Origin of the sequence: Larkinella soli (genome assembly GCF_003703975.1) — a bacterium.
In the GTDB taxonomy this organism is placed as follows: Bacteria; Bacteroidota; Bacteroidia; order Cytophagales; family Spirosomataceae; genus Larkinella; species Larkinella soli.
In genome coordinates this window covers 801,158-826,801 of the sequence record NZ_QTJY01000001.1, presented here as the reverse complement: position 1 = coordinate 826,801, position 25,644 = coordinate 801,158, and the positions used below count along the sequence as shown (strand labels likewise).

The following is a 25,644-nucleotide window of genomic DNA, read 5'->3' as shown; positions in this document are numbered from 1 at the left end:
CCGTAATCTAATCAATAGCCGGATATACGGCAACTTATTCGTTTTGAATTGATTATTCGTTTATACGTCAGCCCCCGGTATCGGCGTCAGCGCCACTGCCCGATCGTCGACCCGTCGGTCCACGAGGTTATCGTACATCTCCCGAAGGATGTTGCGTCCTTCGGCCACCAGACCGATCAGTTCCGGGGTGACCGGGTCGAGCCGGTAAAGCCCGCCCAGCCGCGCCACGGCCCGGAGGTCCTGCCGGTAGTTGTCCAGACCGTAGCGGGTGGCCGAACCGGGTTCCTTGTTGCGGTCGAGGCTCTTGGCCAGTTCCATCACGAAGGAGATGACCGTTTCTACCGGAATCGAGTCCGACAGGCCGGTCAACGCAGGGAAACACAACAGATACAGGTTGGTTACCAGCCCTTTGTCATCGCCGAGGGGCGGCTGGATGTAGTCGAAATCGATCCGGCGGGCGCCCATCCGGCTGAAGAATCGGAGCCGTTTGGCCGGGGGCATCGAATCCTGTTCGGGTGGCGTATCGAAGGGGTTGTTCGACTCGAATAAAACGGCCCGAACCGGTTGGTTATATTGATTGGCAAAAAACGTCACCAGACCGGCCAGCCCCCGCTCACTCCGGATCAGGGACTCCGCTACTTTTTCCCGCCCGGCCCCGATGGGAATACCCCGGTAGGCCTTGTCGACAAAGAGGTACGTGACCAGCCCGCAGGCGCTGTCGGGATAAAATTCGACGATGCAGCCGCCCACAAACTTTTTCTCGCCCGACGGGCCGACCAGCCGGTAGGCCATCAGGTGGGTATGGGGATCGTCGGTTCCTTCTTCGATGCGTTCGCGGATGAAAACCGGTTCCTCCCGCTCGTCGGGGTCGGGGAAATTGGAAGGGTCCTCGTAGAGCCGGAAAAATTCGTCGATTAATTCGGTATGAAGATGAAGGTCGGCAGGTTTGGTGATCCAGACGATCTCAAACGTATGGCCGGAAAATGCATTCACAAAGGAGACGGTTTTTGATTCGCACCGGCCAAAAATACTTCAATTTTTCAGTCCGGTTCCTAAAAATCCAACCTTTTGTGTACATTCTGTCTCTTATATCCGACCAACCTGACACGTCATGCGCATCCTGCTCCCAATCCTTGCACTGTGGGGCCTTCTTGAGGGATGTACCACGGGCAAAACCGCGCTCAGGCACGGCCGTTTCGACGACGCCGTCCTGCAATCGGTCCAGCGGCTTCGGCAGAAACCGACCCATCTTGAAGCCCGAACCGTGTTGAAAACCGCTTACGAAGGAGCCTCCCGTGCCCACCAGACCCGGATTCAGTCGCTCATCCGGACCGATGATCCGTACCGCTGGGAGTTGGTCTTTCAGGAGTACGGCCGGCTTCAGTCCCTGAACGACCGGGTCCGCACCTGTCCGGCCTGCGCCGAACTCCTGGCCGATTTTCCGCTTTCCCTTCAGGACCGGATGCAGGAAGTCCGGCAGCTGGCCGCTGCGGCCCGGTATCAACTGGCGCAGCAGGCGTTTGAATTCCGCACCAGCAACCGTTTGGCCGCCCGCGACGCCTACCAGGACTTCCGAAAGGCCGAAGAATGGGTCCCCGGTTACCGCGACGCCCGGCCGAAGGCGGACGAAGCCTTCCGGTATGCCACACTACGGGTGGTGATCGAACCGCTCGAACTGACGGCCGTGCTCCGCCCTGACGACCGCATCGACCTCCAGCGGCTGATCTTCCGGGAGGTGCTGCGCCGGGAATCGCCCTCGCACTTTGTACGGTTTCTCGACCGGACGATGGCCGAAGAGGATGATCTGCCCGCCAACCACCTCATCCAGATGGCCGTGACGGATTATGACCCGTATGATGAAAGTACCTCCTCCTCCAGCACTTCCGTGGAAAGCAGCCAGGCCTATAAGGTGGGTACGAAGAAAATCAACGACAGCACCACCGTCGACGTCTATGAAAAGGTAAAAGGAACCCTGACCACCTACCGCCGTGAAGTCAGGTCGGGGCTGAAGCTCCGCATCCGGGCGGTCGATCTCCAGTCCGACAAGGTGGTTTGGGACGATGCGCTGTGGGCCACCGAAAGTTGGACCGACGAGTGGCACAGCTTCAGCGGGGACGAACGCGCCCTGAACGGCATGAGCCTGAAAACCACCGCCGGCTTCACCCCCTCGACCTGGTCGCTGCTGGATAAAATGATGAGCTCGATGGCCGGAAGCGTGGGATCTCGGCTTAGGAAAGAGTATAGGAGTTACTGAATTGTTGAATTGTTGAATAATTGAATGATTGAGTAAAGCTCCGCAGTGCAATGGTTAGCGGCGCTTTATTCAATCACTCAACAATTCAACAACTCGACAATTTCGCAAGTTTCGGGTTTCCTGCCGGCCTCTGCACGGGTATCTTTGTACTACACAAACAGACGGAAATCATGGTGGAAACGAGTCCGACCTATCAACAGATTGCCCGGGCCATCGAGTACCTGACGGAGCATTTTCAGGAGCAGCCGACCCTGGCCGAAACCGCCGAAGCGGCCAGCCTGAGCGAGTACCATTTTCAGCGCCTGTTCACCGAATGGGCGGGGGTCAGCCCGAAGAAGTTTCTTCAGTACATCACGCTGAAGTTCGCCAAAGAGCGCCTGCGCCGGGGCCATACGCTGGCCGAGGCCGCCGACGAGGCCGGCCTGTCCGGCACCGGCCGCCTGCACGATCTGTTCGTGGTGCTGGAAGGCATGACGCCCGGCCGGTTCCGGCAGGCCGGCGACGGCCTCGAACTCCGGTATGGGGTGTTCGAAAGTCCGTTCGGACCTTACCTTCTCGGCGCCGTCGGCGAAAAAATCTGCAGGCTGGAATTTCTCGACGAGGCCGACCCGACCGACGGTCTCTCACTGACCGGGCGGTTTGCCGCCGAATGGCCCGAAGCCCGGTTCATTCACGACCCGGTCTCGCTTCGCCCCCTGGCGGATTCGATCTTCGGAAGCGAAGCGCCGAAACCGCTCCGGCTGGTGGTGAAGGCGTCGCCTTTTCAGCTTAAGGTGTGGGAAGCGCTGCTGCGCATCCCGGAAGGCCAGGTGGTCAGCTACGACCAGATTGCCGGGGCCATCGGGATGCCGACGGCTTCGCGGGCGGTCGGGACGGCCATCGGTTCCAACCCGGTCGGGTACCTGATCCCGTGCCACCGCGTCATTCGGAAAACCGGCATCTTCGGCAACTACCGCTGGGGCGCTCCCCGAAAAACTGCCATGCTGGGCTGGGAGGCCGTCCGGGCCTTCCGCTGACCTGCCGTCTGGACCGTAAACAACCCGGGAACTGGCCGGTCGGCAGGCCGGGCGGTTCCCGTTTTTTTATGAAATGAACCTCGAAACCATCCATACCGACGCCCTGACCGCGTCGCTGAACGCAGGCGGTTTTGCCCTTTTGAACCGGATTCTAAGCCCCTCGGAATGCGAGGCCGTCGTGGGGATGTATGACGAACCGGCCCGGTTCCGAAAAACGATCTCCATGGAGCGTTACCGGTTCGGGTTGGGCGAATACAAATACCTGAATTACCCCTTGCCGGACCTCCTCCAGAACCTTCGGGAAGCGCTTTATCCCCGCATCGTGCCGGTCGCCAACCATTGGATGCAGGTGCTGAATACGGGGATCACCTACCCGGAAAATCATGCCGACTTTCTGGAAGACTGCCGGGCGCAGGGACAGACCCTGGCGACCCCGCTGATTCTGCGGTATGGGGAGGGTGGTTTTAATACGCTGCATCAGGATCTTTACGGCGACGTCTATTTTCCGCTTCAGGCGGTGGTATTCCTGAACCGGGCCGGGGTGGACTATACCGGGGGCGAGTTTGTTTTGACCGAACAGATTCCGAGGGCGCAATCGAAAGCGGTAGTGCTGAATCCCGGCCAGGGCGACGTGCTGATCTTTACCACGCAATACCGGCCGCAGAAAGGGACGAGGGGATATTACCGGGTGGCGATGAAGCACGGCGTCAGCCCGGTGCGGTCGGGCCGGCGGCACACGCTGGGCATCATTTTTCACGACGCAAAATAGGGATACGGCTTTCGGGGAATACCGGTACCTTTGCGGAGTAAACAACAAGCCTTTTGTTCATCATGCCGCTGGACCATCTCTCGAAAGACCTCATCCTCAAACAGATCATCGAAACCACCCCGGCCCCGAAGGTCGCGTATGAATATGCCGGAGACGTGTACCTGGCCCTGCTGGAAAGCATCGTTTCGCAGCAGATTTCGACGAAGGCGGCCGACGCCATTTTTCTCCGGTTCCGGAATCTCTTTCCCGACCGGTATCCGCATGCCGGCCAGCTCCTGACACGGTCTTTCGACGACCTGCGGAGCGCCGGGCTGTCGGGGCAAAAGATCAAATACCTTCAGAGCGTGGCGGCTTTTGCGCTGGAAAATCCCATGGATGCGGCCTATCTGGGTGCGATGACCGACGAGGAAATCGTCCGCTACCTGACGCCCATCGCCGGGGTAGGTCGCTGGACCGTCGAAATGCTCCTGATGTTCGTACTGGACCGGCCCGACGTGTTCCCGGTCGATGATCTGGTGATCCGGCAGAAAATGATCCGGGCCTACGGAGTGACGGAAACCGGGCGCGCGCAATACCGGCGGCTGCACGAGATCGCCGAAGCCTGGCGGCCCCACCGGACCCTGGCCTGCCGCTACCTCTGGCGCTGGAAACCCGCCCTGTAGGTCAGGGATCGAAGCGGGTAATGTCCGGATGAATAAAGACCGTTTCGGGCGTCAGTCCGCCGGTTTTCCGGTCGACATGCCAGCGTTCCGTGACCACGGTCACCTTGTTCTGATCGATGTAGTTGATCTCGATGTCGGGGCCGGTGATCGACATCAGGGCAAAGCCGTTGTAACCGATATCTTTCCGGCGGATGCGCTCCCGCACCCGGCGATCATACAGCCGGAGCTGGCCGAGGTGGCCCTGGTCGGGGGCGTCCGTTTCGACCGGCATTCCGCCGTGCCCCACGCAGCGGCCCCAGGCCTGAACACCATCGGGAAAGCCGTATTTGTCGTAGAAGGAAAGGCGGTGTTCGTGGCCCCAGATCCAGATCACCGGCCGGTTGGCGTCACCGAACAGTTTGCGAAGCTGCCGGCCCACCACCGGATGATCGTCCCGGAAGGAGGAAAAGTAGGGGTGATGGCTCAGAAAAATGATGCCCCGCGTATCGGACACGTCGTGGAGCCGAACCTGGTCCCGGAGCCAGTTCAGCTGTTCGTCGCGCAGGTGACAGTCGGGCTTGAACAGTACCTCCAGAAACGGGCGGTTGGTGGAAGTGTAACCGGTGTCGAGGCCGATGATGCGCCAGTGTTCGTGTTCGAGGCAGAAAAAACCGGCCTGCTGGGTAGCGATGGTGCCGCCTTTCCGGATTTTCATCGCCGGAAGCAGTTCCTTGAAATAGGCCGACCCGTTGGAATACATTTCATGGTTGCCCGACAGGGCCAGGCTGCCGTGTTTGCCGAAATGCCAGGAAGCCGTCGGATCGGTGAAGTTGGCCTTTACCTCACTTGGCGTTCCGACGAAGTAGACGTCGCCGAGGTGGATGGAGTAATCCGGGTCCAGGTCGCGCACGAGGTTGCCGATCAGGTCGGATTCGGGCGTGTCGGTGGCCCAGTCGGAGAGGAGGGCCAGCGTGACGGTATCCGTAAAGGTATGCAGGGGATAAAGGCCGTCGTCGCCGTTGCGGGGGTAAAACTGGTAAGGGGCTTTCGGCCCGAACCTACTTTTGGCATAGTGATAGGCGAACCCGAGCAGGTTGGTGGCGAAGTAGGCGGCTACCTTATTGGCGGCCTGGCCTTCCTTCAGTCTTTTTTCATATAAAGCCGCCTGCTCCTTCAGGTGGTTTTCTACTTCCGTATGGCCTAAGTCGACGTATTGTTCGGTGTCTCGTTTCTCTGGGTTCATAAGGCGGTATCTGGTGTCCGGCCGCCGGGGACGAACGGACGCAAGTTACAAATCGGTTACCCGCAACGCCATGGTTGCCTGGGCGTGAACAAGGACGTGCAGGCCCTCCGGCCGGACCGCGATTGCCGAAGGAACGAACCGGAAGCGTCCGATATGAATCCGCGCCTTCCGGCCGGGCTTTCCGCGGTTGAAGGCGGTCTCGATTTTGCCGGGAATCCGGGCCACCCGGTGTTTGAGCGGGATGGTCAGGGCGTTCTGCATGGTGGCCTGGAGGGTATCGTGCAGCAGCCAGTTGGCCGTCCGGAACAGGATTTCCTCCGTTTTGATGTCGTAATCGATACCCCGGACCTTCAGCGTATGGCTGAGGGTATCATAGAGCGGTTTGCCCCGCAGATAAAGCGTCCCGCTGACGGCGCCCTCCACGTCGGCCTGCACGATGACCGAGCGCTGGCTTCCGTACACCGTCGCCTGGCGGATTTTCAGTTTCCGGGTTGCGTATTCGAATTCGTGGTTGTTGACCGTCCGGGCCAGCACACGGTCGAGATAATCGTAGGAAACCTTACTGAGCAGGTGGAGATCGCAGACCAGCGGTAGCGTATCGACCCGGTTCAGGGGAGGCAGCGTCGAGTTGACGGCATACACCGGCCGGGGACCGAATTCAGTGTCGATTTTCAGGTGTACCCGGGTCGGCACCACGATGGTTTCCCGGTTTCCGTAGATCGGGGCTACCGTAATCCGGTAGGGGACGGGATGCAGCCAGACGTTCTCGACCCGGCGGTTCACCAGCAGGGGTTTCTGCATATCGCGCCAGATTTTCAGGACCTCCCGGTCGAGTCGAAGCTCATCATGAATGGCCCGGTCGATGGCTACCTCGATGCCGTCTTCGCGTTTTTTCAGGATTTTCTCGACGAAACGCCGAACCGAGATATTGATACCCAGCACGCGGACGGCCGGGCGTTTCAGCCAGCGGTACCGCAGGAATTCCACCTCCGTCCGGACCCGCCAGTCATCCTGAACCGTTAGGGGGCTCTTAAAATCGACCTGCATGGCGCAGAAGGGGCGCCGGGGTTCTTTTTTCTTTCCGATGCGGATGGGATTGCCGAGGTAGACCTGAATCGGCGCCCCGAAGCTCAGCTGCTTTCCGTCAAAGGCCAGGCGAACCGGCCCCGAGCGCTCGATCCGGATGGCGATGGTTCCTTTTTTACCGGTTTTCAGGTTATCGTTGTCAACCAGAACCATCGGCAGGGCTTTATTGATCTTCTCTTCCAGTTCTGCGATTTCAAAAATGATGGGGGCGGTCACGAAGGAGTTGCCGACGGCCAGCGAATCGTCGTACCCACCGGGAACCGGCGGTTTGGGGTCTACATTCCGACAGGACAGAAAAGCGGTCAGGGCCAGCCCCACCAGCGCCAGGGCGTGGCGGGAGCCGTTGTGTTTACGGACAGATTCCATACGTTGAGTGCAAACAATAAAAGCCTCAACTCATCGCCGAAGCCTTATTTGATTGGCTGGTTTTCCGCACCACCCCATCCTCACTGCACCCGCACCCTTTGGAACAACCAGCTTCTTTTTTGAATATACTCCGATAGAGCCGCCGTCCGAGAAACCCCAGAGCTGCCAGAAACAACAGGCCGATCACGATTTGTTCAAGCATGGCGATTGGAACGACGGCTTTCGTTCGGCGGCAGGATTCTCTTTCTGCCGAACGTATATACGAAACTCGAAACTAAAGCCAATTGTTCCGTTGCGCCAGTCGGTGGATGTGCTGATAGTGGTGTTCACCGTGCCAGGCATAGTTGGCAAGGGCCTCGGAGAGGGAGATGTTCCGGTTGTGCTGCGGGTGGAAGTAGGTCCGCTGCCGGAGGGCGTCCGTCAGGGGGTCGAGGGCGGTCACCCAACGCTGGTGCAGGTTGCTCAGGATGACCAGCGAGGGCGAAATGGAGAGTTTATAGTCGGGCAGTTTGGCCCATTCTCCCTCCTCGTAGGGCACGATGGCGGGGTTGTCCTGCGTCAGGGCGAGCCGGAACCGCACGTAGGCGTTGATGTGGCTGTCGGCGATGTGATGAACCAGTTGCCGCACCGTCCAGCCTTCCGGCCGGTACGGTTTGTCGAGCCGGTCGTCGCCCCATTTCCCGACCAGTTCGGTCAGGTTGTGCGGAAAGATGGCGATGGAAGCCAGGTGTTCCTGGTTCTGGTCCAGGGTATAGCTCTGCCCGGCCTGAAACCGGCCGATGGGGTAACGAAGGTTGTCGAGATCCGTCATAAAAGCATTCCAACGATTTAGTTAAACTCATAACAAGGCCGGGGTTCCGTTCAGATACCGCTTCAGCCGGCTTTTTAGGTTCCGGACCGGTCCGCCGATCACCGGACCCAGCCACTGGTAAACCGACTGCCCAAACTGCCGCAACCTCAGGTCGCTGCCCTGATAATACTGGTGAATGAAATATTTCGCCGTGCCCTGAAAATGCAGGGTATTGAGCCGACAGGTTCGTTTCAGTACCTTATTTTCAGCGAGAATGGCCCCATCTTCCCGGCGGATTGCCTTGAGGCCCCGGCCGTCCGGTGCAAATTCGTCGTCCTCCAGATTATACCCCAAACTGATGTTCAGGTCGAAAACCTCGGGGAGATTTCCGCCCGGCGGGGTGACGGGTTCGAGCAGGTTGACGACCTTTTCGGGATGGCGTTCCGCGTACAGGAACAGAAGGGCCATGTCGGAAATGCCGCCCGGAAGGCCGTTATCCTGCTGATACCGCCACTTGGTTTCGAGTGGTTCCGAGTGGTTTCGATAGGTTTCCGTCAGAAACCGGCAGAAGTCCTCCAGCCCTGCCCGTGTCCAGTAGGAGGAATGCGCCGAGGCTTCCCAGGCATACGGCACGGCGGTGGCGTGGTGGGTAATGCAGAAGGCCGCCGTCCGGTCGGGAAGGCGGTCGGTCCAGCCGGGGTAACGCCCCAGCTCCCGAAAGATCATCACGTCCGAATCCGACACGAACACCTCTTCCAGCTGCCGGGTCCGCATCAGCTCCAGCACGTAGAACCATCGCTGGAAGCAGAGCAGCTCGTACCAGACCGGGTTGGTCGACCGGTGTTGGTATACCGCTTCGAACTCCGTCGAAGCGCCGGCCAGCGACCGGATCGGCACGTGGTCGACGAACGAAAGCCGGTTCAGGCTCGCGTCGTCGCCCAGCAGGAACACCGGCGAACCGGGGTTCGACAGGATGCACTGCCGCAGTGTGAACTCCAGATACGACTGATAATTCTTGTGAATGAAGACGATGGGAAGCATACCGCAGCGTTAAGGGCCGGAGCGGTGTTCAGCCGTCGGCCCGGTTCCAGTACTCTTCGATCAGGGCCAGCAGTTCGGGCTGCATGCCGCAGCCGGCGATGACGTCGCCCCGAAACAGATATTCGTCCCCTCCGTGGAAATCGGTCACGATGCCGCCGGCTTCGCGCACGAGCAGCACCCCGGCCGCCATGTCCCAGGAGTTAAGGTTAAATTCATAAAAAGCCTCGAAGCGCCCGCAGGCCACGAAGGCCAGGTCGATGGCCGCCGACCCCATCCGGCGCAGGCCGTGGGTCTTCTGCATGAGCGACGCCAGGATCTGAAGGTACCGGTCGATCTTGTCGAAGCGGGCGTACGGAAAACCGGTCGCCACCATGCTCTCCTGGAGCCGGGTGGCCGGCGACACCCGGATGCGGTCCTGGTTGCAGAAGGCGCCCCCGCCCGCCCAGGCGTGGTAACATTCGTCGCGATTGATATCGTAGATGACGCCGGCCAGAGGGTTTTTGCCGTCCGCCAGCCCGACGCTCACCGAAAAGACCGGCAATTTATGGATGAAATTGGCCGTACCGTCGAGGGGGTCGATGATCCAGTTCAGGCCGGAGCGGTCCGCCTGGAGGCCCGTAGTACCTTCCTCGGTGATGAAACCGGCTTCCGGCAGGAGCTTGTGCAGGTCCTCGACCAGTTGCTTTTCGGCTTCCTTGTCGACGTACGACACGAGGTTGTTGAAGTCTTTGTACTCGATCTGTTCCCGGGAGAAGGAAAGACTTTCCTGCCGGATGAACGCCCCGGCTTTTTTCGTGATTTCGGTAAGCTGTTTAGTCAGACTCTGTAATTCCATATCAGGTAGTTGCGTGTGCCGACCGCCCGACGGCGATGGGGTTGAACCGGACGTGATGAGCCGACCGGAGCAACAGCGTCAGCAGGTAGAAAGTGAAACCGTAAACGTAATGGAAAACGATCGAATACCCGAAAAATATGAGGATCAGGACGGCCGTGATCAGAAAATAATTGCGGATGACGGCCGGGTTCTTCTGCCGCGTCACCCAGAAGATCAGCGGCAGGTGCATCGGGTTCATGAACAGAATGGCCGCGTTCCAGGCCGTGACGCCGTGGTCGGTGGCGACCCAGAGCAGCAGCAGCAGCCAGCCCCAGACGCCGGTAAAGGCAAACAGCGCCCGGTCCAGCCCGAAGCCCCGAACCCCGTTCCGGCGGTGTCGCTGCGTGACCAGTAAGACCACCGCAAACAGGAGGCCAAGGACCACATTCGGAGAGGTCAGGAACGCCAAAACGGCATTGGGGCCTGCGGTCGGCAGGGCCTGGAAGACGGTGGAGCTGCTCGCCGTGAGCGGCATCGTGCGGCCGTCGGGCGTCCGGATCCGGGCTTTGGCGATCTCGGCGTAGACGTTGTTCGGGAGGTACATGGCCTCCCAGGCCGAGGTCCGGACGTCGGAGGGATAGCCGATGCCGAGGTTCATGCCCATCCGTGACCAGGGGTGCCGGCCGAGGTAGTCGTTCATCCAGTCGCGGTACGATTTGGTCGTGTCGACGGCCGTCACCCAGCGGAGGCTGTCCCCGCAGGCCTGGGCCAGGCGGTCGCGGGGGCGGGTGGCGCAGTTGTCGTAAAAGAACTTGTAGCGGTATTCGCGGTTTTCGGGCCGGAGGTTCAGTTCGAGCGCATCGAAAAGCCGCTGTTTCTGGCCCTGCGACAGGTTCAGGACCTGTTCTTTAATCGTCCGGTTTTCGTACTGGTAGGCATACACGGTCCGGTACATGTCGGCCACCGAAATCAGATAGGGGAGCGTGCCCTGCAGAAATTTGACGTAAAAGTTATCGGTCCGGAAGTCGAAGGTACCATAGCTGTACACCCGGTCGATGCCCTGCGCGGGGTCGTAGATCCGAAGGCCGGTATGCCCGAAGGACGAGTACAGTTCTTCCCCCGGCTCCACCGTCACCACGCTGGCCTGCACATTGGGCGACAGCTGCTGCGCCCGGGCGGTGAGCTGGAGAAAGGTTACAAAGATTAAAAGGCGGTATTTCATTCGTATTTTATTCAGTAGTCAAATCATTCCTGTTGCCTGCCCACCGCTTTTGTCATCCCGACATCCCTAACCATCCGACGCTGTTTGTCTTCTCCGGTGATTTGTCATCCCGAGGAACGAGGGACCTTTTGGCTCAGCGTTCATCGTGGCCGGTCAATCAGCCACGAGGTCCCTCCTGCGTCGGGATGACAAAAGGAGTCGGGGGTGGGGGCGGTTCAGCTTTTCCCCTGTACACAGATAACGATTTCTCCCTTGATGGTTTTATCGGCAAAGTACGTAATTATTTCCTGTAACGAACCGCGGACGGTTTCTTCAAAGAGTTTGGTCAGCTCGCGGCTGACGCTGGCGGGGCGATCGGGACCGAAGACGGCGGCAAACTGCTCCAGGGTTTTGATCAGCCGGTGGGGCGATTCATAAAAAATCATGGTGCGTTCCTCCTCGGCCAGCTCGCTCAGGCGCGTCTGGCGGCCTTTTTTGTGGGGTAAAAAACCCTCGAACGTGAAGCGGTCGGCGGGCAGGCCGGAGTTGACCAGCGCCGGCACGAAGGCAGTCGGGCCGGGCAGGCACTCGACCGGGATTTCGTTGCGGAGGCACTCGCGCACCAGCAGAAAACCGGGGTCGGAGATGGCGGGGGTACCGGCATCGGACACCAGCGCCAGCGTCTTGCCTGCTTTGAGCTGGGCGACGACGCGCTGGACGGTCTGGTGTTCATTGAAAATATGGTAGCTGTGCAGCGGTTTGCTGATCTGAAGGTGTTTCAGCAGAATCCCCGACGTCCGGGTATCCTCCGCCAGAATCGCATCCACCGACCGCAGCACATTCACCGCCCGGAGCGTAATGTCCTCCAGATTGCCGATGGGCGTAGGAACGAGGTAAAGCTTCATGCGGAATTGTTGAGTGATAGAATTGTTGAATAAATGAATAATTGAATAAGCTCCGCCATTTTAAGCATGGCAGCGCACCATTCAATCATTCATTTATTCAACAATTCATCAATTAAACTGGCCAGTTCCCTGTCCTTCCCGGTCACCACATCGCCCGCGTCGTGGGTGCTGAGCCGGATGGTGACTTTGTTGTATACGTTGGTCCACTCGGGGTGGTGGTTCATTTTTTCGGCGATGAGGGCCACGCGGGTCATGAAGGCGAAGGCTTCGCTGAAGTCGAGAAAGGTAAAGGTGCGGGTCAGAGTGTTGTCGGTTTCCTGCCACATGGCGACGGGCCGGGGCGGGGGATGTTGGAGCCCGACCGGCGGGGCAAAGGTCGCGAATCGCGCTAAAAAAACGGCAATTTTACCCTCAGATATTGACAGGGACGAAAATCCGTTCTACCTTTGTGCCACCAAAGAGGGATGGCGGAGTGGTCGATCGCGGCAGTCTTGAAAACTGTTGACTGTAACAGGTCCGGGGGTTCGAATCCCTCTCCCTCTGCACTAAGTGACTATATTCTTACCGAGATGCCCTGACGAGTACCCCGTCAGGGTTTTTTTTTGGCCTTTTTTCCCAATTGCGCCCACTTCAGCATCCCAAGGGCATTCCCGGTGGCACCGCCCCACTCCTGATGGCACCCCCCCCTTTTTATCCCGATTACCGCTTACTACCAATTTTCCAACTGAATATCAACTATTTAATTCCACTGGCACACAAACCAAACCTGTGTGCTATGAATCAAAAACGTATGGAAGTCAGCTTTTGGCGACACAAAAGCAAACGTAAGGGCTACGCCCAGCTTTATTGCCGCATTTCGGTCCTTGGCGACCGCCAGGACATCGGCTCCACCGGCATCACCATCCGGTTCGATGACTGGGATCCGGTGGCTGAAAAAATCCTCCCCTCAGACCCGATGGCCTATTTTAAGAACGAGCAGCTGCTGATCCTGCGCAACCAGCTGGCGGCCATCTACAATGAACTCTACCGATCTCGGGAGCCGATCACCGCCGGCAAGATCAAACGACAGTACCTGGGCGGGCCAGCCCGGGTCTCCCTGCCGACCGCCTTCGAGATGTATTTAAAGGCGCTCCGGGAAGATCCAGGCATTTCTCCCGGAACCATTGAAGCCTACAACGATTGCCGGAAGAAGCTGCTCGACTACCTCATCCACAAAAAGGCGCTGGACCTGCCGGTCCAGGACTTTGATGTCAAGTGGCTGGATGGCTTTCGCACCTGGATGAAGAGGCTAATCCTACCCAGTGGGAAACTGGGCCACGAGGATAGCTATGTCCGGAAGCACAGCATCACCATCAAACAGGTGACCCGCTGGGCTAAGCTCCAGGGCCTGGCAGACTTCAATTCGCTGGATGGCTTTAAGGTGCCGGGGGTCAAAGACAAGAAACCCATCTTTCTGACGCTTGAGCAGTTTGAGAGGCTTCGAAGCCACCGCTTCAAAAATCCGACTATGCAGGAGGTTGCGGATATCTTCATCCTTTACTGCCGAACCGGTTTTCACTACGGCGATCTTATCGATTTTGTCAAGCAGTACAAACAGACTCTCCAGCGGGGCATCGATGGGCGGCCCTGGCTGATCAAGGAACGGATCAAAACCGAAGTGGAAGCCCGAGTCCCTCAGTTTGCCGAGGTGGCCGAGATCGTCGAAAAATACGGCGGCTGGGAGAAGCTGCCGGTGAAGGCCAATAAGACGATGAACGACTGGCTGAAGCTGATTGCCGCCGAGCTGGATCTGCCGCCGGGCCTGTCGACGAAAGCCGGCCGGAAGACCTTCACCGACTGGTGCTTCAATTCGTTGGGGCTTTCAAAGGAAGCGGTAATGGTCATGCTGGGCCGCAAATCCGACAAAGGTCTGGATGTCTACGGCCGTCCGGACGAGCGCCGGGTAATCCAGGAGCTCAGCCGGGCCAGTAAACGCAAAGGAGTGAAATTGAGCCGGAAGGCCAGTTAGTCAAATCGCCCGGTGCACCCTGCCGGGTACTCTTATTGAAAATACTTTCTTGTCCCCAGAAAGACTGGTGCTGTTAAAAGCAGGGCTGGAATGTTGGCCATCCAAATATTGAAATAGGCTTGGTGGTAAAAGCTCAGAGTCGTATCGGTGATGAACCAAAGAAAAAAAGCGTACAGAATTGCATTGTAGGCCCATTTTTCCTGTTTGGCAAAAGCATTGGCTGCAATAAAATATTGAAGGACAAAATAGCCGGCAGTGGTGGCGCCAAAGGGGGCTAAGATAAATCGAAATACCTTGGTGGCTTGCGCCGGCAGCTCCGGCTGATGAAATAACGCCTGGGCCATCAAAGAGTCATAAATGCCAACAGGATCAAAACTTCCGATAAAGGCCCACATTAATCCCTGGACTGCAAAAAATAGGCTGATTGCTTTCAGATAAAGGGTCCACTTACTCAAGGGAATTCATAGTTTGGTTTAGGCGCTAAAATAGAATAAGTAATCAGCAGTGGCCATTCTGCTGCTGTAAACTGATCATATTTTTCCATTTGTTAAGCATTATTGAATCCAAGGTGAGGTTTTGGGTTTGTTTAGGATTCATTTTCCCTGCTTGGGCTCTCAAGACTTGCGAGCTAGTAGGACCACCAAGCTTTGATTAACAATTAAACGCATTATGCAGAATTAATCGCCGACCTCGGTAGAGGTTTTCTTATACTCCCGGTTTCGAACCAGCTTCAGGTTATTCAGTTCGGGCACATCAATAATGTCTTCTGGGGGAATGACTCCCCGCATGATCCAGTTGGTCACCACATTGGCCGAGGACAAGCCATATTTCCGAGCATACTCAGCGGAGGTCAGCCAATCTTCAAGCTTATATTGTTTTCCATTCAGGGCCAGATACCGCTTCCCTTCCTCAATGACCATGTCGGACTCGGCAATGATCCGGTCCAACATTTCAGACTGAGCCCGCTTCACTAGGGCCACCTCCTCAGGGCTGGCATCCTGGACAAATTTTTTAACTGCCTGGCTGACGGCAGTGATCTCCTCCGGCGTATCAGCGGTCCGAAGCAGTTCAATTAAGTTTCGTAATTTCATTCCGATCATTCATTAGTTTGATAGTCTCAATTGTCTTATCCATAAAAAGAGCCAGAACCCGGGCAATGTCGGCCAGATCTGCTATATCTATAAATTCTTCAACGGCCTTAGAGACCGCCTGCACATCCTCCCCATTCTGAATGGCCAGGATTCTTTTGATCAATTCATCTGCATGCATACGAAAATGGAAAAAGGGGAAAGGCTTCGCTTCAGCGATCTGACGCTTCTGCGGTACAACCCCTGGGTGAGCTAAGGTCTCTTTTGTCTCCCTTATCTCCGGTAAGCTAATCGAGGCTCCAATGGGCCATTTCCATCGGATCGCCGAAGCGTCGGATCGCCGAAGCGTCGGATCGCCGAAGCGACTGCTCCCGGATTTGTTTAGGCTGCTCGGGGGTCAGATCGTCGATGGCTTCGAAGTCGGCATTCACTCTGGCAATCGTCATCTGCCAATGTTTAATCTCTCTTCTACCATGTCGTGTTGCGTTTAATTACTGTAATAAAGATATATTTTGTGTGACTATCACACAAGTACTTTGGCTACTATTTTCGAGGAATTCCGAAAGAATTTTGGGAAAAGAAGAAGCCCCTAGCCTCCCTGAATCATTGGGGAGGCTAGGGGCCTAAAATGTGCGTTGAGTAAACCAGAAGCCGATTTTGAAGGTAACAATTCATGTGCCAAACTCCCACCATTGGGATGGCGGGACTGTGGCGCAAAAAAGAGTTGAGAAAACCGAACGGTTATTCTCAATTTTTAAACCTGGGCAACTCCTCTGCCCTAAGGAGGGGAAGGTGGACAGCACGGAACCAATACTCTAAAGTGGTGCTCAGGGCAAGACCTAATTTTCCCCAATCCTTATCTTTTTCGATCAGCGAAGCTGCTCCGTAATCATAGCACTCTATTAAATTATCGGAATCCGCTTCATCACAAAAAATGACAATCGGAATCTTTCTCCAAAGAGAATCTGCCTTTAACCACTGGATCACCTGCTGGCATTCGTAAGACGGTGTGGCCACATCCAGCATAAAAAGACTGGGAGAGGAGGTTAAGAGGTCCAGACCATTCAGAAATGACTGGAAACTGAGATAGGCTTCGACACGAGCTTCCGGAAAAACCTGGGAGATGACCGATCTTACCGGAAAATGGGTAGTCTCATTGTCATCAATGACTACAATAAATGGCTTTTGCATCTGGTGCTGGGGAGGTTACCTGACAGAGCGGTACGTTGGAGCCTCCAGATGGTGAGTAGGGAGCGTAGAGTTTGTGGGGTAGTTTGGAATTGTAACTGTAAGGTAATGAATTTATTTGTATATCCAATTTAGCTGTTCAAAAAAACGTCCGGTTTTCTGAATTGCCCTGAGAGGTAGAAAAACCTGGCAAGGAAAGGCAAAAGGCGTTCAGAGAACTAGTTCAATAATCTGGTGTCCAACTAAGTCACATTCAAACCATTTTCTGAACACTCGGAGGACATTATTAATTTAGAAGATCAGCTATATGGCCAAGCATGCTCACTCCACCCTCTATTCCTTTATTCAAAAGAGACTTAATTTCATCCTTAAAAAAATCCCTTAATATCTCTTTTAGAAAAGGTAGGCCATGCTTCCTAGCCTTTGCCCAAATCTTAGAAAGCTGCTCAGCTACCTGATTTTTTGTTAATTCTGTAACCTTGTCTTTTAATATTAGAGCCTCTTTTTCAATTTCTATGGCCAACTGTTTCTTGTCTTCCGGACCAATCGTTTTGTATGGTTCAACTTTTTCAATAACTGTTTCTAAATACTTCTCTAGATAAAGTTGCTTGGCTAGGTCCAGTGGAGCCTGGTCTGCATCTGGGTCATCTAACCGCAGCTCATCATAAAATTCTTCTTCGTAGCGCTTCAGAATAGGATCATCAAAGAACGAGGGTGTTGTTGCGTAGAAATCAAGGATCTGTAACCACTCTTCTAGTTGAAGGACTACCGCATCCAACTTGACATAGTCAAATGACTTTAAATTATTATCAACGCTTCTAGGTTGTCGTTCTAAGTAATAAGTATCGTCCTTTGCCTGATACTGGCAGCGAAAAAAGAAAGGAGAGCCGGCCTCAGCATCAATAAGGTAAAACCCAATTTCATCAGCATTGACACGCTTACAATACTGACCATACTTTTTCAGAAGGGGTTCAATTTTTTGAAGCAGCACTACAGGTAGGTTTTTCTTCATTATATTTACAGAGCAAATCCTTTTATGTTCTTAGAAATGCCTGCCATGTCGCCAAACTTGGGCAGGCATTTTTGTTGGTTCCAAGATAAGGAATCCTCGAGATCTCCACATTATCCCTTTCCAAAGATATCGCCATGGAAACATTACCGTTTCCTTAGATGCCTTGTGACCATAGCCAAATATCTCTGATTGTCACCGTATAGCAATGCAGCCAACTGTCTAGAAAAAACGTCCCCTTTCTACCATCAAAAAGTGTTAGCATAAACTATCCCTACTTTTTTGCAGAAATTGTATAAATTAATATCTTCAAATACCTTTTAACCAACACTCCTCTTTATCCAATGATCTATGCCTATATCCGCGTGTCGACCGACCGACAGACGGCCGACAATCAGCGCTTTGAAATCCTGAAAGCGGCGGCCAACAGAAAGGTCCACATCGATCAGTGGGTAGAAGAAACGGTATCCGGTACCCGGTCCGTCGACGACCGGGCCTTGGGCAACTTAGTGTTGGGATTAAAACCTAAAGATGAACTCTATATTACCGAGCTGTCCCGTTTGGGGCGAAGCTTGATGGAGATCATGAGCCTCCTTCACCGATGCATGGAACTAGACGTGAGGGTAATTGCTCTAAAGGAAGGGTATGAATTAGGCAACAACATCAATTCAAAGGTGCTGGCCTTTGCCTTTGGACTTTCAGCCGAAATCGAAAGGCAACTAATTTCCCAACGAACGAAAGAGGCTTTGGATCGAAAGAAGGCTGAAGGTGTTCACATTGGCCGGCCAAAAGGCAGAAAAGCGAGCAAGACTAAGCTTTCCGGAAAAGAGCCAGCCATATTAGAATTGAGAAGCAAAAAAATCTCCTTTTCTGCTATCGCCCGAATTCTTGGGGTTAGCAGACAAACAGTCAGCCAATTTATTACTAGCCACAATTTGTGATTTTATTTAATAACCTAATTTTAAAATGGCATCTAGAAAAAAGCTCCAAGTATTTATTTCTTCAACTTATGCAGATTTAAAAGAAGAGCGCCAGGCAGCTGTGTTGGCGATTCTAACAGCAGGTCATATTCCTGCAGGTATGGAATTGTTTACAGCAGGAGACGATACCCAAATGGAGGTTATAAAAAGATGGATAGATGAATCAGATGTTTACCTCTTGATTTTGGGAGGAAGGTATGGAAGTATTGAGCCTAAAAGTGGGAAAAGCTATACTCAGTTAGAATTTGAATACGCTGTTGAAAATAATAAGCCTTTGTTCTCAGTTGTAATAAATGAAGAAGCTTTGGAGTCTAAAGTGCAAAAGGGCGGTACACAATTCTTAGAAAAAGAGAATCCAAAAGAATTAAAAGCATTTAGAGATTTAGTCTGCTCAAGGATGGTGAGATTTTGGGATGACGAAAAAGATATAAAAATTTTTATTCATGAAACATTGCCTAACTTTTTACACGATAAAGAACTTGAAGGGTGGGTAAAGGGAAGTGATGTAGTGAATTCTGGTCCTATGGCTGAGGAATTAACAAGGCTAAGTAAGGAAAATGCAGAATTAAGGGAATTAATTAGAAAGAATAATACAACTCTAAATCTATATAATGGACTTACTTTTGAAGAGTTATATGAAATGCTATTAAATGATCCGATAGCAGATTTGTTACCAGCCCTTAAACCAGATGACCATATTATTTTAGATAATATTAGAAATATATTCGGCGATCAAAATCTAGGTTTATTACATGCTTTTTATTTTTTAATTCCGAGATACCAAAAACATGCCCAAATTGCTACGTCGGAAAGCTTTGGCATTAATTGTTCAAAAAGATTAGGAGGTTATGGCTTGGTGAAGGAAACAGATTTTTTTCCAGGCTACCACGGAACTTATGAATTAACGGCCTCAGGTTTGAGCTTTAAATTGAGGCTGCAGAAAACTCATAATTTGAGTGTAAATTGAAATGGAAGCAATACGGGAATGCACCGGATAAAATTTAATATATAAGAAAGTAGACCAAGTACAAAAAACGGCGGTGCTGCCGGTCCCGTTGCTCAATTCTCCGTATACGCGGGGGAATTATTCATATCATTACAATATGAATACGGGGGTGCAGCACCGCCACTTCGGACAGCGCTGACCCCGCGTATACATCAAATTGAGCACCACAAAGGTAAGTCAATTATAGGAAATTCCCCAGGCATCAAATCTGCGTTTCCTGCCGTATTTGCCCGATCCGATTGGCGTACTCCTCCTGGATCCGGTAGTTGTTGGTAATCGGCCGGTTGGCCACGTCTTTCGTGGCGGCCGTGTTGGTCTGCAGCTCCATTCGGTTCAGCCGAAGTTCCGTTAAAATGGCTTCCAATTGTTCAATCGGAACAGGATTCACCATCTGAGCCGGCTTCGAAGATTGTTGCTGCAGCATCGAAAAGTTACCCGTCCGCTGCATGATGTCCAGCGCCCCGGCCAGGTTGGCCACCGCTGGATTGCGCAGCGCCCGGCCGTTGATGATAAACTCCCGGCCCTTCTCGCCGGCAATGAAACTGCGCCGGCCCTGATTGAACAGTGTCGGCCGACTGACAAACCCAGTTGGATCGCCCGACAGCGTCGCGACGTCCGTATACCCCCCTTCGGCTTTCATAGCCACCTGCTGCACCGTCTGGGCAGCAATGGTGGCGATGCTGATCCCAGCCTGGATCTTTGCGGCTACCGCATTTTTAACCCCCATGGCTTTCGCCGCGGCCGCCAGGAACGGTCCCGCAAACGGGATTGCCGCGGCCGCGGTCGCCTGCAGGTCGGCCGCCAGGCGAATGGCCGCCAGCTGTTTCTGCAGAGAAACGACGATTGAGGCAATGGCAAACGCTTTCTCGGCAGCAAAGATGGCCTTCTGGATTCCGGAGGATTCTTTGAAAAAGCCCCCTAAAATCGAAAGCCCTTGAGCAGCTGCATCCGCCCGGGTCTGGACAAGGTTCCATTCCGACTCGGCAATATAGTCCAGCGCCTGCACCATCCGGTTCTTCATTTCCTCGCTGGCATCCACCCGGGCCAGCGTGTGATCCCGGTCGGACTGCTGGATATCCTGGTCAATTTTGGCCAGGGCCGCTTTCTTTTCCTCAGCAATCTGCTGCTGCTTTTCCTTATCGGCAAAGCCCAGATCGGCCAGCTGCTGATAGAACGTAGCATAGAGCAGCCGTTTGGCTTCCAGGTAGGTTTTCTCCAGCTCCAGATCTTTCACCTGCGCCTCCTCGGGCGTGATCTTTTTCTCGGCCACCTCCAGGGCCAGCCTGGCCCGTTTGTCCTCCATTAACAGCTCCAGCTCTTCCTCGGCGGCTTTCACCTTCAGCTTGTATTCCTCCTCCTTCTGCTTTTTCTGGCGCTCGGCTTCCCGTTTCTCGATGTCGGCCAGCTCAGCATACATCACCTCCGTTACCTCGGTCATTTTATCGGTATGACCACTCGCCAGCTCGAACATTTTGGTGTATTTCTCGGCAAACAGGATCTGCTCTTTAGCGAAGTCATTCTCGGTAGACGCCAGGTGTTTGGCCCGGGCGTCGGTCAGCATTCGCTCGAGCTCGTCTTCCTGCTTTTCCGCCTGCTTTTTGGCTTTGTCGCCGGCCTTCTGCTTCTTCTTTTCAGCTTCCTTCTCAGCGGCCGTCTGGGCCGTTCCGAACTCGGTCGACTCCTCGGGGACCTTTTTCGAACCGGGGTTGACCGGCTGATCCAGATAGGAGCCATCCAGGCCTTTTAGCAGGGTCTGCCGCTCCTGAATTTTCTTCAGCAGATCCGCATTGGCTTTGTCCAGAATTCGGAGCTCCTCGTCGGTCATCTTCCGGGTCTGGTATCGGCCCATCCCATTATTGTCTGTAATATATCCACCTTTGCGCTGAGCCACCCCGGCTTCCAGCTGACGCTGGAGTTCGGCCAGGCTTTCCTTCGTTTCGTCGATGGCCTTTTTATTCTGAAACTTCAGCAGCTCCTTCTGCACCTCGATAAATTCCCGCCCTTTGCTGGAGCTGATATCCAGCGCCCGGCCGTACTTATCGAACTGGGTGACGGCCGAGGGGACGATATCGGCCACCTGACCGACGATCTTCTTCAGCTCCGCCTGCTCGTCCTTTGACAGTTTCGTCTTTTTCTTCAACTCATCGTGCCGGTCCAGCATGGGGCCCAGGTTCTTCTCCAGCGCCTGAACTTTCTCCCGCTGCTGCTGGAAGGCTTTGTTGGTTTCAGCCACGGCATCTTTCAGGCCCAGGATCCGGGCGGTGGCGCCCGCCAGGCCCGCGGCAAATCCCACAATGCCGTCCCCGGTCAGCAGATCCCCGAAGAACTCCTTGATCTTCTTGAGGTTGATGGCCAGCTCGTTGTTCTTTTTATTGAATTCATTGGTGATCGAGCCGGTGTTGTCGATGGATTTGCCCGCCAGGTCAATCTTGTCGGTGACCAGCTGGGTGTTGCTGGCCAGCTTCATGAAGATCTCCATCACCCCGTTGCCCTTCAGGTTCATGTCGTCCAGCTTCGAAGCCATGCCGGTGGCGGAGGTGTCGCCCGTGTTGAAGCCCCGGGCCACGGCCAGCATGGCGCCCATCAGATCCTTGTTGACCAGGTCGATGAACTGTTTGTTCGACATCTTGGCCCCATCGACGCCCCGGGCGTATTTGGCAAAGCTTTCCGGAGCCTTCGTCATGCTGGAGAGAATGTCGACGACGGCGGAGGATCCCCGCTCGGCCGTCACGTTCATCTCCTGCAGGGCGGCCGACAGCCCCAGCGTCTGGGGCGTAGTGAGACCCATGGGAATGGCGACCCCGCCGATCCGGCTGGCAAAGTCGGCCATCACGGATGCCGTGGCGGCTCCATCGGCCTCCAGCTGGTTGATGGCGTTTCCGATGTGCAGCATGTCCTGGTCGACCTTATCGAATTTGATGTCCAGGAAGGTGTTGCGCAGCTTAAGCATCGTGCCGGCCGTCTCTTCGGCGCTGCCGAACTGATCGCCCAGGGCCACGTTAAGCATGTCGGCCGACTTGACAAAATCGGCTACCTCGTTTTTGGCAATGCCGAACTGGCCGGCCACCACCGCCATTTCCCGCAGCTCCTCCGTGGGCGTGCGCGTATCCAGCCCTTTGAGGGCCTGGTTCAGCCCTTTGACCTCGCCATCGGTCATATCCGTCGCTTTGGAGATATCGGCCAGCTGGTCAGCCAGTTTCAGACCGCCCTCCAGCACCTGGGGAAACAGGCCCACCAGCGACTGCAGGCCCACGGCGGCTGCCCCGAAAACGGCCCCGCCGAGGATGGTTTTACCCACGGCCATCGGGTTGGCGATAAACTCTTTCCAGCCACTCGACACCTGGCGGATCCGGGCAGAATGATCATTCAGGGCTCCGTTGAGGGCCTGCACCTGTTTGACCTTGGCCGCATAGGCGGCCGGATCGTCGGCTTCCTTCATGCGGTTCAATTCCTTGCGGGCGCCCACGGCCGCTGCCGCGATATCTTTTAGAGTCGCTTCGGACTGGCGGCCGTTGATCACCAGGTCAATGACCGCTTTTTCGTTCTGGTTTGCCATTATACGGTGAGGGTAATGGGAAATTCTAACATGCTTTCCAGCGCCTGGAGGGGCACCGTCACGTGGCGCTCGGCCAGGATCTCGCGCAGGCGCTTGACCTCATAGCCTTTGCGTTTGGAGTACCAGGGCTTCCGCTTCCGCCGAGGGGTCGGACCCGCGGGTGATCCTTCCCGGAGCAAACGGGAAGCACCCCGATCGTTGTGGCTGGTGCCTTTGCCCACGCCCATGTCGACGAAGCGACCGTAGAGCAGAAACTGCATCACTACGCGCTCACTTCCCACCTGATGGTACCAGGCTCGACGCAGCGCTCCCGTAGCCGTTTTATTCTGCTTCCGGCGGGATCCGCTGCGCGTGGCCCGTACCCGGTAGACCTTCTTATCCAGCTCATCGCGGAAATGGTCGGTGGCGTAATACGCCCAGGTGTTGAGGACCTGCTTCAGGTTGATTTTTTCGTGGATACCGAGCTCGTCGTAGGTCATGGCAGGGTGATATAACCATCGGTGGGTACCAGAAAGAATCCGGCGGAGGATTCGGATTCCACCACCGCCCCGCGCATCACCTTCCGGTAGATGGCAAAGTCATTCAGCAGTGTGAACTCGGTGCCCGAGGCCGTCAGCTGCACATCGTTGGTGGTCGCCGAAAAGCCCGAGAACGTCGAGATCCTCAGCACCACCGGCAGGCCCGAGACCTCCACGGCCGGGCTGCGGTTTTCACTGCCGTAGAATTTGACCACCACGTCGGCCAGCTGGACAATGACCGATACACCTCCATTGCCTGGCAGCGTCAGCATCGGCCCTTTCCGGATCTCCAGGGTAGCATAGATCTGACCGGACGAGTCGTTCTCGTAATCGGCCGTCTCCTCGGCGCCCGTGGGCAGCGTCTGGCACTCCAGGCGCATCAGCACCGAATCCGATTCAGCCGCTTCGAACTGCCAGCGGTTGATCAGAAAAGGCGTCAGTGCTCGGTCCTCAAGGCGGAGGCCCACCCGGTCATCCAGGTTAAGCTTGCCCAGCTGGGCCATGGGCAGCAGCAGCCGTACCTCGGCTTTGCGGGTGTTGTCCCGAAAGAAGTAATACGACCGCAGGCCGCCCTGCCAGACGCCGTAGCGGCCCGTCAGCTGCGTGTATTCCCCATTGGCGCTGGGGTAGGTGGTACCGTTGAGCACGTTGTTGAAGATGCCCCGGTAGGAGAGCAGCCGCAGCGCCATCGGATAGGGGCGTTTTCCGTTCTCCAGGTAGCGGTCGGACTCCTTATAAATCTCGTCGATCAGGTTGCCTGGTTGATTCACGTGCGGCACCAGCTGGCTGTTCCAGGTGGTCATTTTCGTAGAGCCTACCTTCAGCTGCACCTCCGTCAGCCCGGCACCGATGACCATCGGCTGGGGTTTGAGGATCTCGCCGGCCGGATTCTGAAACAGCTTGTCCTTTTCATCGATGCCCTCCAGGATGGAATACCCCTTCTGCTCGCCGTCTTCGATGCTGTAGCCCTTCAGCTGGTAGGGGCTCAGGTCGACGAGTTCCACCTGCCGGCGCAGGCTGTCGAAGGTGCGGATCCGGCAGACGCCCGCCTGGGCGTTGAAGACAAACGTCAGCCCGTACTTCTGACGGATGGCCCTCAAAAAATCGGAAACGGTCATATCCGGCAGGTGCATCCCCGCCTGAATCCGGAAAGGGCTGCCCGACCGGCTGGCCGACATCATCGCCGTCTGGTTGAAGATGACCAGGCGACTGGTTTCCTCCAGATCGATCCAGTCCCCTTCCAGCCGGTAGCCCAGGCCCCGCATCAGGCGGTCCAGCACCCAGCGCAGATAGAAAAACGGCACGGCATGAAAGCCCAGCTTCAGGGGCGTGTCGACGACAAAGCTGGAGCTGAACGTATTGTAGGCGTTGATGCCATCCTGGCGCTGGTACCAGGCCAGTTTGGTGGAATTGAACTCGGTGACCGGCTCCATAAAGCCCTCGTTCCGCACCGGAAAGAAGGTAAATGGCTCGCGGCCCGGATCCAGCGTGGCGTAGAGCTTCATGGCGCCCGGCACGGCGATGCCGTTGGTGATGGTCAGTCCCACACCCAGGTCGATGGCATCGGGGATGGCCTCCAGCAGCGTCTGCTTGCGCAGCTTCTCGCCCAGCTCTCCCGAGTCGATCTTCAGAAAGCCGTCGCCTTTGCCGTCCTGGATCCGGTACCGGAAAGTACAGCGCCGGTAGAGATGGCCTTCCAGGCGCACCTGCACGGGCAGCTCCATGCGGGCTTCCAGGGCATCGGGCCGGTAGGCATACTGCAGAAACCGCCGGTTTGCATCATTCAATGGAAACGAAATCGGGTAGCTGAAGCTACCCGGAAGTTCGTCGTCCGTCATGAGCGTACTGGCCTGCTCGATGGTCAGGCGCTGGCCGGGATTCACCTGTAAGGTCTCACCCTCGAGATTGCGGATTTCGATCATCGGGAATTTCGGTGCACAATTCGACGAATTTTTTCAGAGCGTCCCTCAGGCTGATCAGGATCAGGCCTGCCACCCCCGTGAGGACCATGGCGTTAACGGGTTCGCCCTGAGTGGCCACCCCGGAGCCGACCGCGGAGTACAGGCACGAGTAGCCGAAATATTTCAGCGGCTCCAGCAGGATGATGCACATAGCCACCACCCAATCCGGCACGCCCTTCAGGTAAATTCTTCGTGTGGCCATAC

The 25,644-nt window shown here is 55.6% G+C and carries 27 protein-coding genes and 1 tRNA gene; 8 read left to right on the top strand and 20 right to left on the bottom strand.

The features are described 5' to 3' along the window. Positions 1-60 precede the first annotated feature (60 nt). On the bottom strand, positions 61-993 hold the full coding sequence (locus DX909_RS05570) for a hypothetical protein (RefSeq protein ID WP_128544117.1): 933 nt from the start codon (positions 991-993) through the stop codon (positions 61-63). Between the two features lie 118 nt (positions 994-1,111). Between DX909_RS05570 and DX909_RS05565 the strand changes: the two genes are divergently transcribed. The 4 genes from DX909_RS05565 (at position 1,112) to DX909_RS05550 (ending at position 4,701) form a co-directional block, all read left to right on the top strand. Then, positions 1,112-2,254 (top strand): hypothetical protein, encoded by a 1,143-nt coding sequence (locus tag DX909_RS05565; RefSeq protein ID WP_128544116.1) that lies wholly within the window; start codon positions 1,112-1,114, stop codon positions 2,252-2,254. Between the two features lie 170 nt (positions 2,255-2,424). Further along, entirely contained in the window at positions 2,425-3,270 is an 846-nt protein-coding gene (locus tag DX909_RS05560) for a methylated-DNA--[protein]-cysteine S-methyltransferase (RefSeq protein ID WP_128544115.1), read from the top strand. Between the two features lie 73 nt (positions 3,271-3,343). Then, positions 3,344-4,039 (top strand): 2OG-Fe(II) oxygenase, encoded by a 696-nt coding sequence (locus DX909_RS05555; RefSeq protein WP_128544114.1) that lies wholly within the window; start codon positions 3,344-3,346, stop codon positions 4,037-4,039. A gap of 62 nt (positions 4,040-4,101) precedes the next feature. Next, on the top strand, positions 4,102-4,701 hold the full coding sequence (locus DX909_RS05550) for a DNA-3-methyladenine glycosylase family protein (protein ID WP_128544113.1): 600 nt from the start codon (positions 4,102-4,104) through the stop codon (positions 4,699-4,701). 1 nt (position 4,702) lies between these two features. Here the strand turns inward: DX909_RS05550 and DX909_RS05545 are convergent, their stop codons facing one another. From DX909_RS05545 to DX909_RS05505, 9 genes are all read right to left on the bottom strand, one after another. Further along, positions 4,703-5,923 (bottom strand): metallophosphoesterase family protein, encoded by a 1,221-nt coding sequence (locus tag DX909_RS05545; RefSeq protein ID WP_128544112.1) that lies wholly within the window; start codon positions 5,921-5,923, stop codon positions 4,703-4,705. A gap of 45 nt (positions 5,924-5,968) precedes the next feature. Next, positions 5,969-7,375, bottom strand: coding sequence for a DUF4403 family protein (locus tag DX909_RS05540; protein WP_128544111.1), 1,407 nt, complete (start codon positions 7,373-7,375; stop codon positions 5,969-5,971). Positions 7,376-7,400: 25 nt separating this feature from the next. Next, the gene (locus DX909_RS05535) at positions 7,401-7,577 is read right to left on the bottom strand and encodes a FeoB-associated Cys-rich membrane protein (RefSeq protein ID WP_128544110.1); all 177 of its coding nucleotides are present in this window, start codon (positions 7,575-7,577) and stop codon (positions 7,401-7,403) included. 72 nt (positions 7,578-7,649) lie between these two features. After that, positions 7,650-8,186: a YfiT family bacillithiol transferase gene (locus DX909_RS05530; protein WP_128544109.1), complete on the bottom strand. Its 537-nt coding sequence runs from the start codon at positions 8,184-8,186 to the stop codon at positions 7,650-7,652. A 27-nt stretch (positions 8,187-8,213) separates the two neighbouring features. Next, the gene (locus DX909_RS05525; RefSeq protein ID WP_128544108.1) at positions 8,214-9,206 is read right to left on the bottom strand and encodes a hypothetical protein; all 993 of its coding nucleotides are present in this window, start codon (positions 9,204-9,206) and stop codon (positions 8,214-8,216) included. Positions 9,207-9,234: 28 nt separating this feature from the next. Further along, on the bottom strand, positions 9,235-10,041 hold the full coding sequence (locus DX909_RS05520) for an inositol monophosphatase family protein (RefSeq protein WP_128544107.1): 807 nt from the start codon (positions 10,039-10,041) through the stop codon (positions 9,235-9,237). 1 nt (position 10,042) lies between these two features. Continuing rightward, positions 10,043-11,242, bottom strand: a complete 1,200-nt coding sequence (locus DX909_RS05515; protein ID WP_128544106.1) for an Lnb N-terminal periplasmic domain-containing protein — start codon at positions 11,240-11,242, stop codon at positions 10,043-10,045. 215 nt (positions 11,243-11,457) lie between these two features. After that, a complete protein-coding gene (rsmI, locus tag DX909_RS05510) occupies positions 11,458-12,126 on the bottom strand; it encodes a 16S rRNA (cytidine(1402)-2'-O)-methyltransferase (RefSeq protein WP_128544105.1) in 669 nt (222 codons plus the stop codon). 89 nt (positions 12,127-12,215) lie between these two features. After that, on the bottom strand, positions 12,216-12,452 hold the full coding sequence (locus tag DX909_RS05505) for a 4a-hydroxytetrahydrobiopterin dehydratase (protein ID WP_128544104.1): 237 nt from the start codon (positions 12,450-12,452) through the stop codon (positions 12,216-12,218). 132 nt (positions 12,453-12,584) lie between these two features. Between DX909_RS05505 and DX909_RS05500 the strand changes: the two genes are divergently transcribed. After that, positions 12,585-12,669: transfer RNA gene (locus DX909_RS05500), tRNA-Ser, on the top strand. 247 nt (positions 12,670-12,916) lie between these two features. Beyond that, positions 12,917-14,134 carry a phage integrase SAM-like domain-containing protein gene (locus tag DX909_RS05495; protein WP_164851200.1) on the top strand — a complete coding sequence of 406 codons (1,218 nt, stop codon included), beginning with the start codon at positions 12,917-12,919 and terminating at the stop codon, positions 14,132-14,134. A gap of 32 nt (positions 14,135-14,166) precedes the next feature. Here the strand turns inward: DX909_RS05495 and DX909_RS05490 are convergent, their stop codons facing one another. The 6 genes from DX909_RS05490 to DX909_RS05470 all read right to left on the bottom strand — a co-directional run bounded on the left by DX909_RS05490 (position 14,167) and on the right by DX909_RS05470 (position 17,422). Then, positions 14,167-14,589, bottom strand: coding sequence for a hypothetical protein (locus DX909_RS05490; RefSeq protein WP_128544102.1), 423 nt, complete (start codon positions 14,587-14,589; stop codon positions 14,167-14,169). Positions 14,590-14,811: 222 nt separating this feature from the next. After that, the gene (locus DX909_RS05485; RefSeq protein ID WP_128544101.1) at positions 14,812-15,225 is read right to left on the bottom strand and encodes a hypothetical protein; all 414 of its coding nucleotides are present in this window, start codon (positions 15,223-15,225) and stop codon (positions 14,812-14,814) included. Beyond that, complete coding sequence (locus DX909_RS05480; protein WP_128544100.1) at positions 15,203-15,403, bottom strand: hypothetical protein; 201 nt, start codon at positions 15,401-15,403, stop codon at positions 15,203-15,205. Before DX909_RS05480 ends, DX909_RS05485 begins: the two co-directional genes overlap by 23 nt. A gap of 106 nt (positions 15,404-15,509) precedes the next feature. Continuing rightward, on the bottom strand, positions 15,510-15,668 hold the full coding sequence (locus DX909_RS29450) for a hypothetical protein (protein WP_164851199.1): 159 nt from the start codon (positions 15,666-15,668) through the stop codon (positions 15,510-15,512). Positions 15,669-15,969: 301 nt separating this feature from the next. Continuing rightward, entirely contained in the window at positions 15,970-16,413 is a 444-nt protein-coding gene (locus DX909_RS05475) for a PleD family two-component system response regulator (protein WP_128544099.1), read from the bottom strand. A 283-nt stretch (positions 16,414-16,696) separates the two neighbouring features. Continuing rightward, complete coding sequence (locus DX909_RS05470) at positions 16,697-17,422, bottom strand: hypothetical protein (RefSeq protein WP_128544098.1); 726 nt, start codon at positions 17,420-17,422, stop codon at positions 16,697-16,699. Between the two features lie 341 nt (positions 17,423-17,763). Between DX909_RS05470 and DX909_RS05465 the strand changes: the two genes are divergently transcribed. Both DX909_RS05465 and DX909_RS05460 read left to right on the top strand, forming a co-directional pair. Beyond that, positions 17,764-18,360 carry a master DNA invertase Mpi family serine-type recombinase gene (locus DX909_RS05465; RefSeq protein WP_128544097.1) on the top strand — a complete coding sequence of 199 codons (597 nt, stop codon included), beginning with the start codon at positions 17,764-17,766 and terminating at the stop codon, positions 18,358-18,360. 25 nt (positions 18,361-18,385) lie between these two features. After that, positions 18,386-19,366, top strand: coding sequence for a DUF4062 domain-containing protein (locus tag DX909_RS05460; protein WP_128544096.1), 981 nt, complete (start codon positions 18,386-18,388; stop codon positions 19,364-19,366). Positions 19,367-19,607: 241 nt separating this feature from the next. Here the strand turns inward: DX909_RS05460 and DX909_RS05455 are convergent, their stop codons facing one another. The 4 genes from DX909_RS05455 to DX909_RS05440 are packed head-to-tail and all read right to left on the bottom strand — an operon-like array spanning position 19,608 to position 25,642. Next, positions 19,608-22,961, bottom strand: a complete 3,354-nt coding sequence (locus tag DX909_RS05455) for a phage tail tape measure protein (protein WP_128544095.1) — start codon at positions 22,959-22,961, stop codon at positions 19,608-19,610. Next, a complete protein-coding gene (locus tag DX909_RS05450; protein ID WP_128544094.1) occupies positions 22,961-23,440 on the bottom strand; it encodes a hypothetical protein in 480 nt (159 codons plus the stop codon). Before DX909_RS05450 ends, DX909_RS05455 begins: the two co-directional genes overlap by 1 nt. Continuing rightward, positions 23,437-25,401: a hypothetical protein gene (locus tag DX909_RS05445; RefSeq protein WP_128544093.1), complete on the bottom strand. Its 1,965-nt coding sequence runs from the start codon at positions 25,399-25,401 to the stop codon at positions 23,437-23,439. The genes DX909_RS05450 and DX909_RS05445 overlap by 4 nt, the downstream gene beginning before the upstream one ends. After that, a complete protein-coding gene (locus DX909_RS05440) occupies positions 25,373-25,642 on the bottom strand; it encodes a hypothetical protein (protein ID WP_128544092.1) in 270 nt (89 codons plus the stop codon). The genes DX909_RS05445 and DX909_RS05440 overlap by 29 nt, the downstream gene beginning before the upstream one ends. Positions 25,643-25,644: the final 2 nt, after the last annotated feature.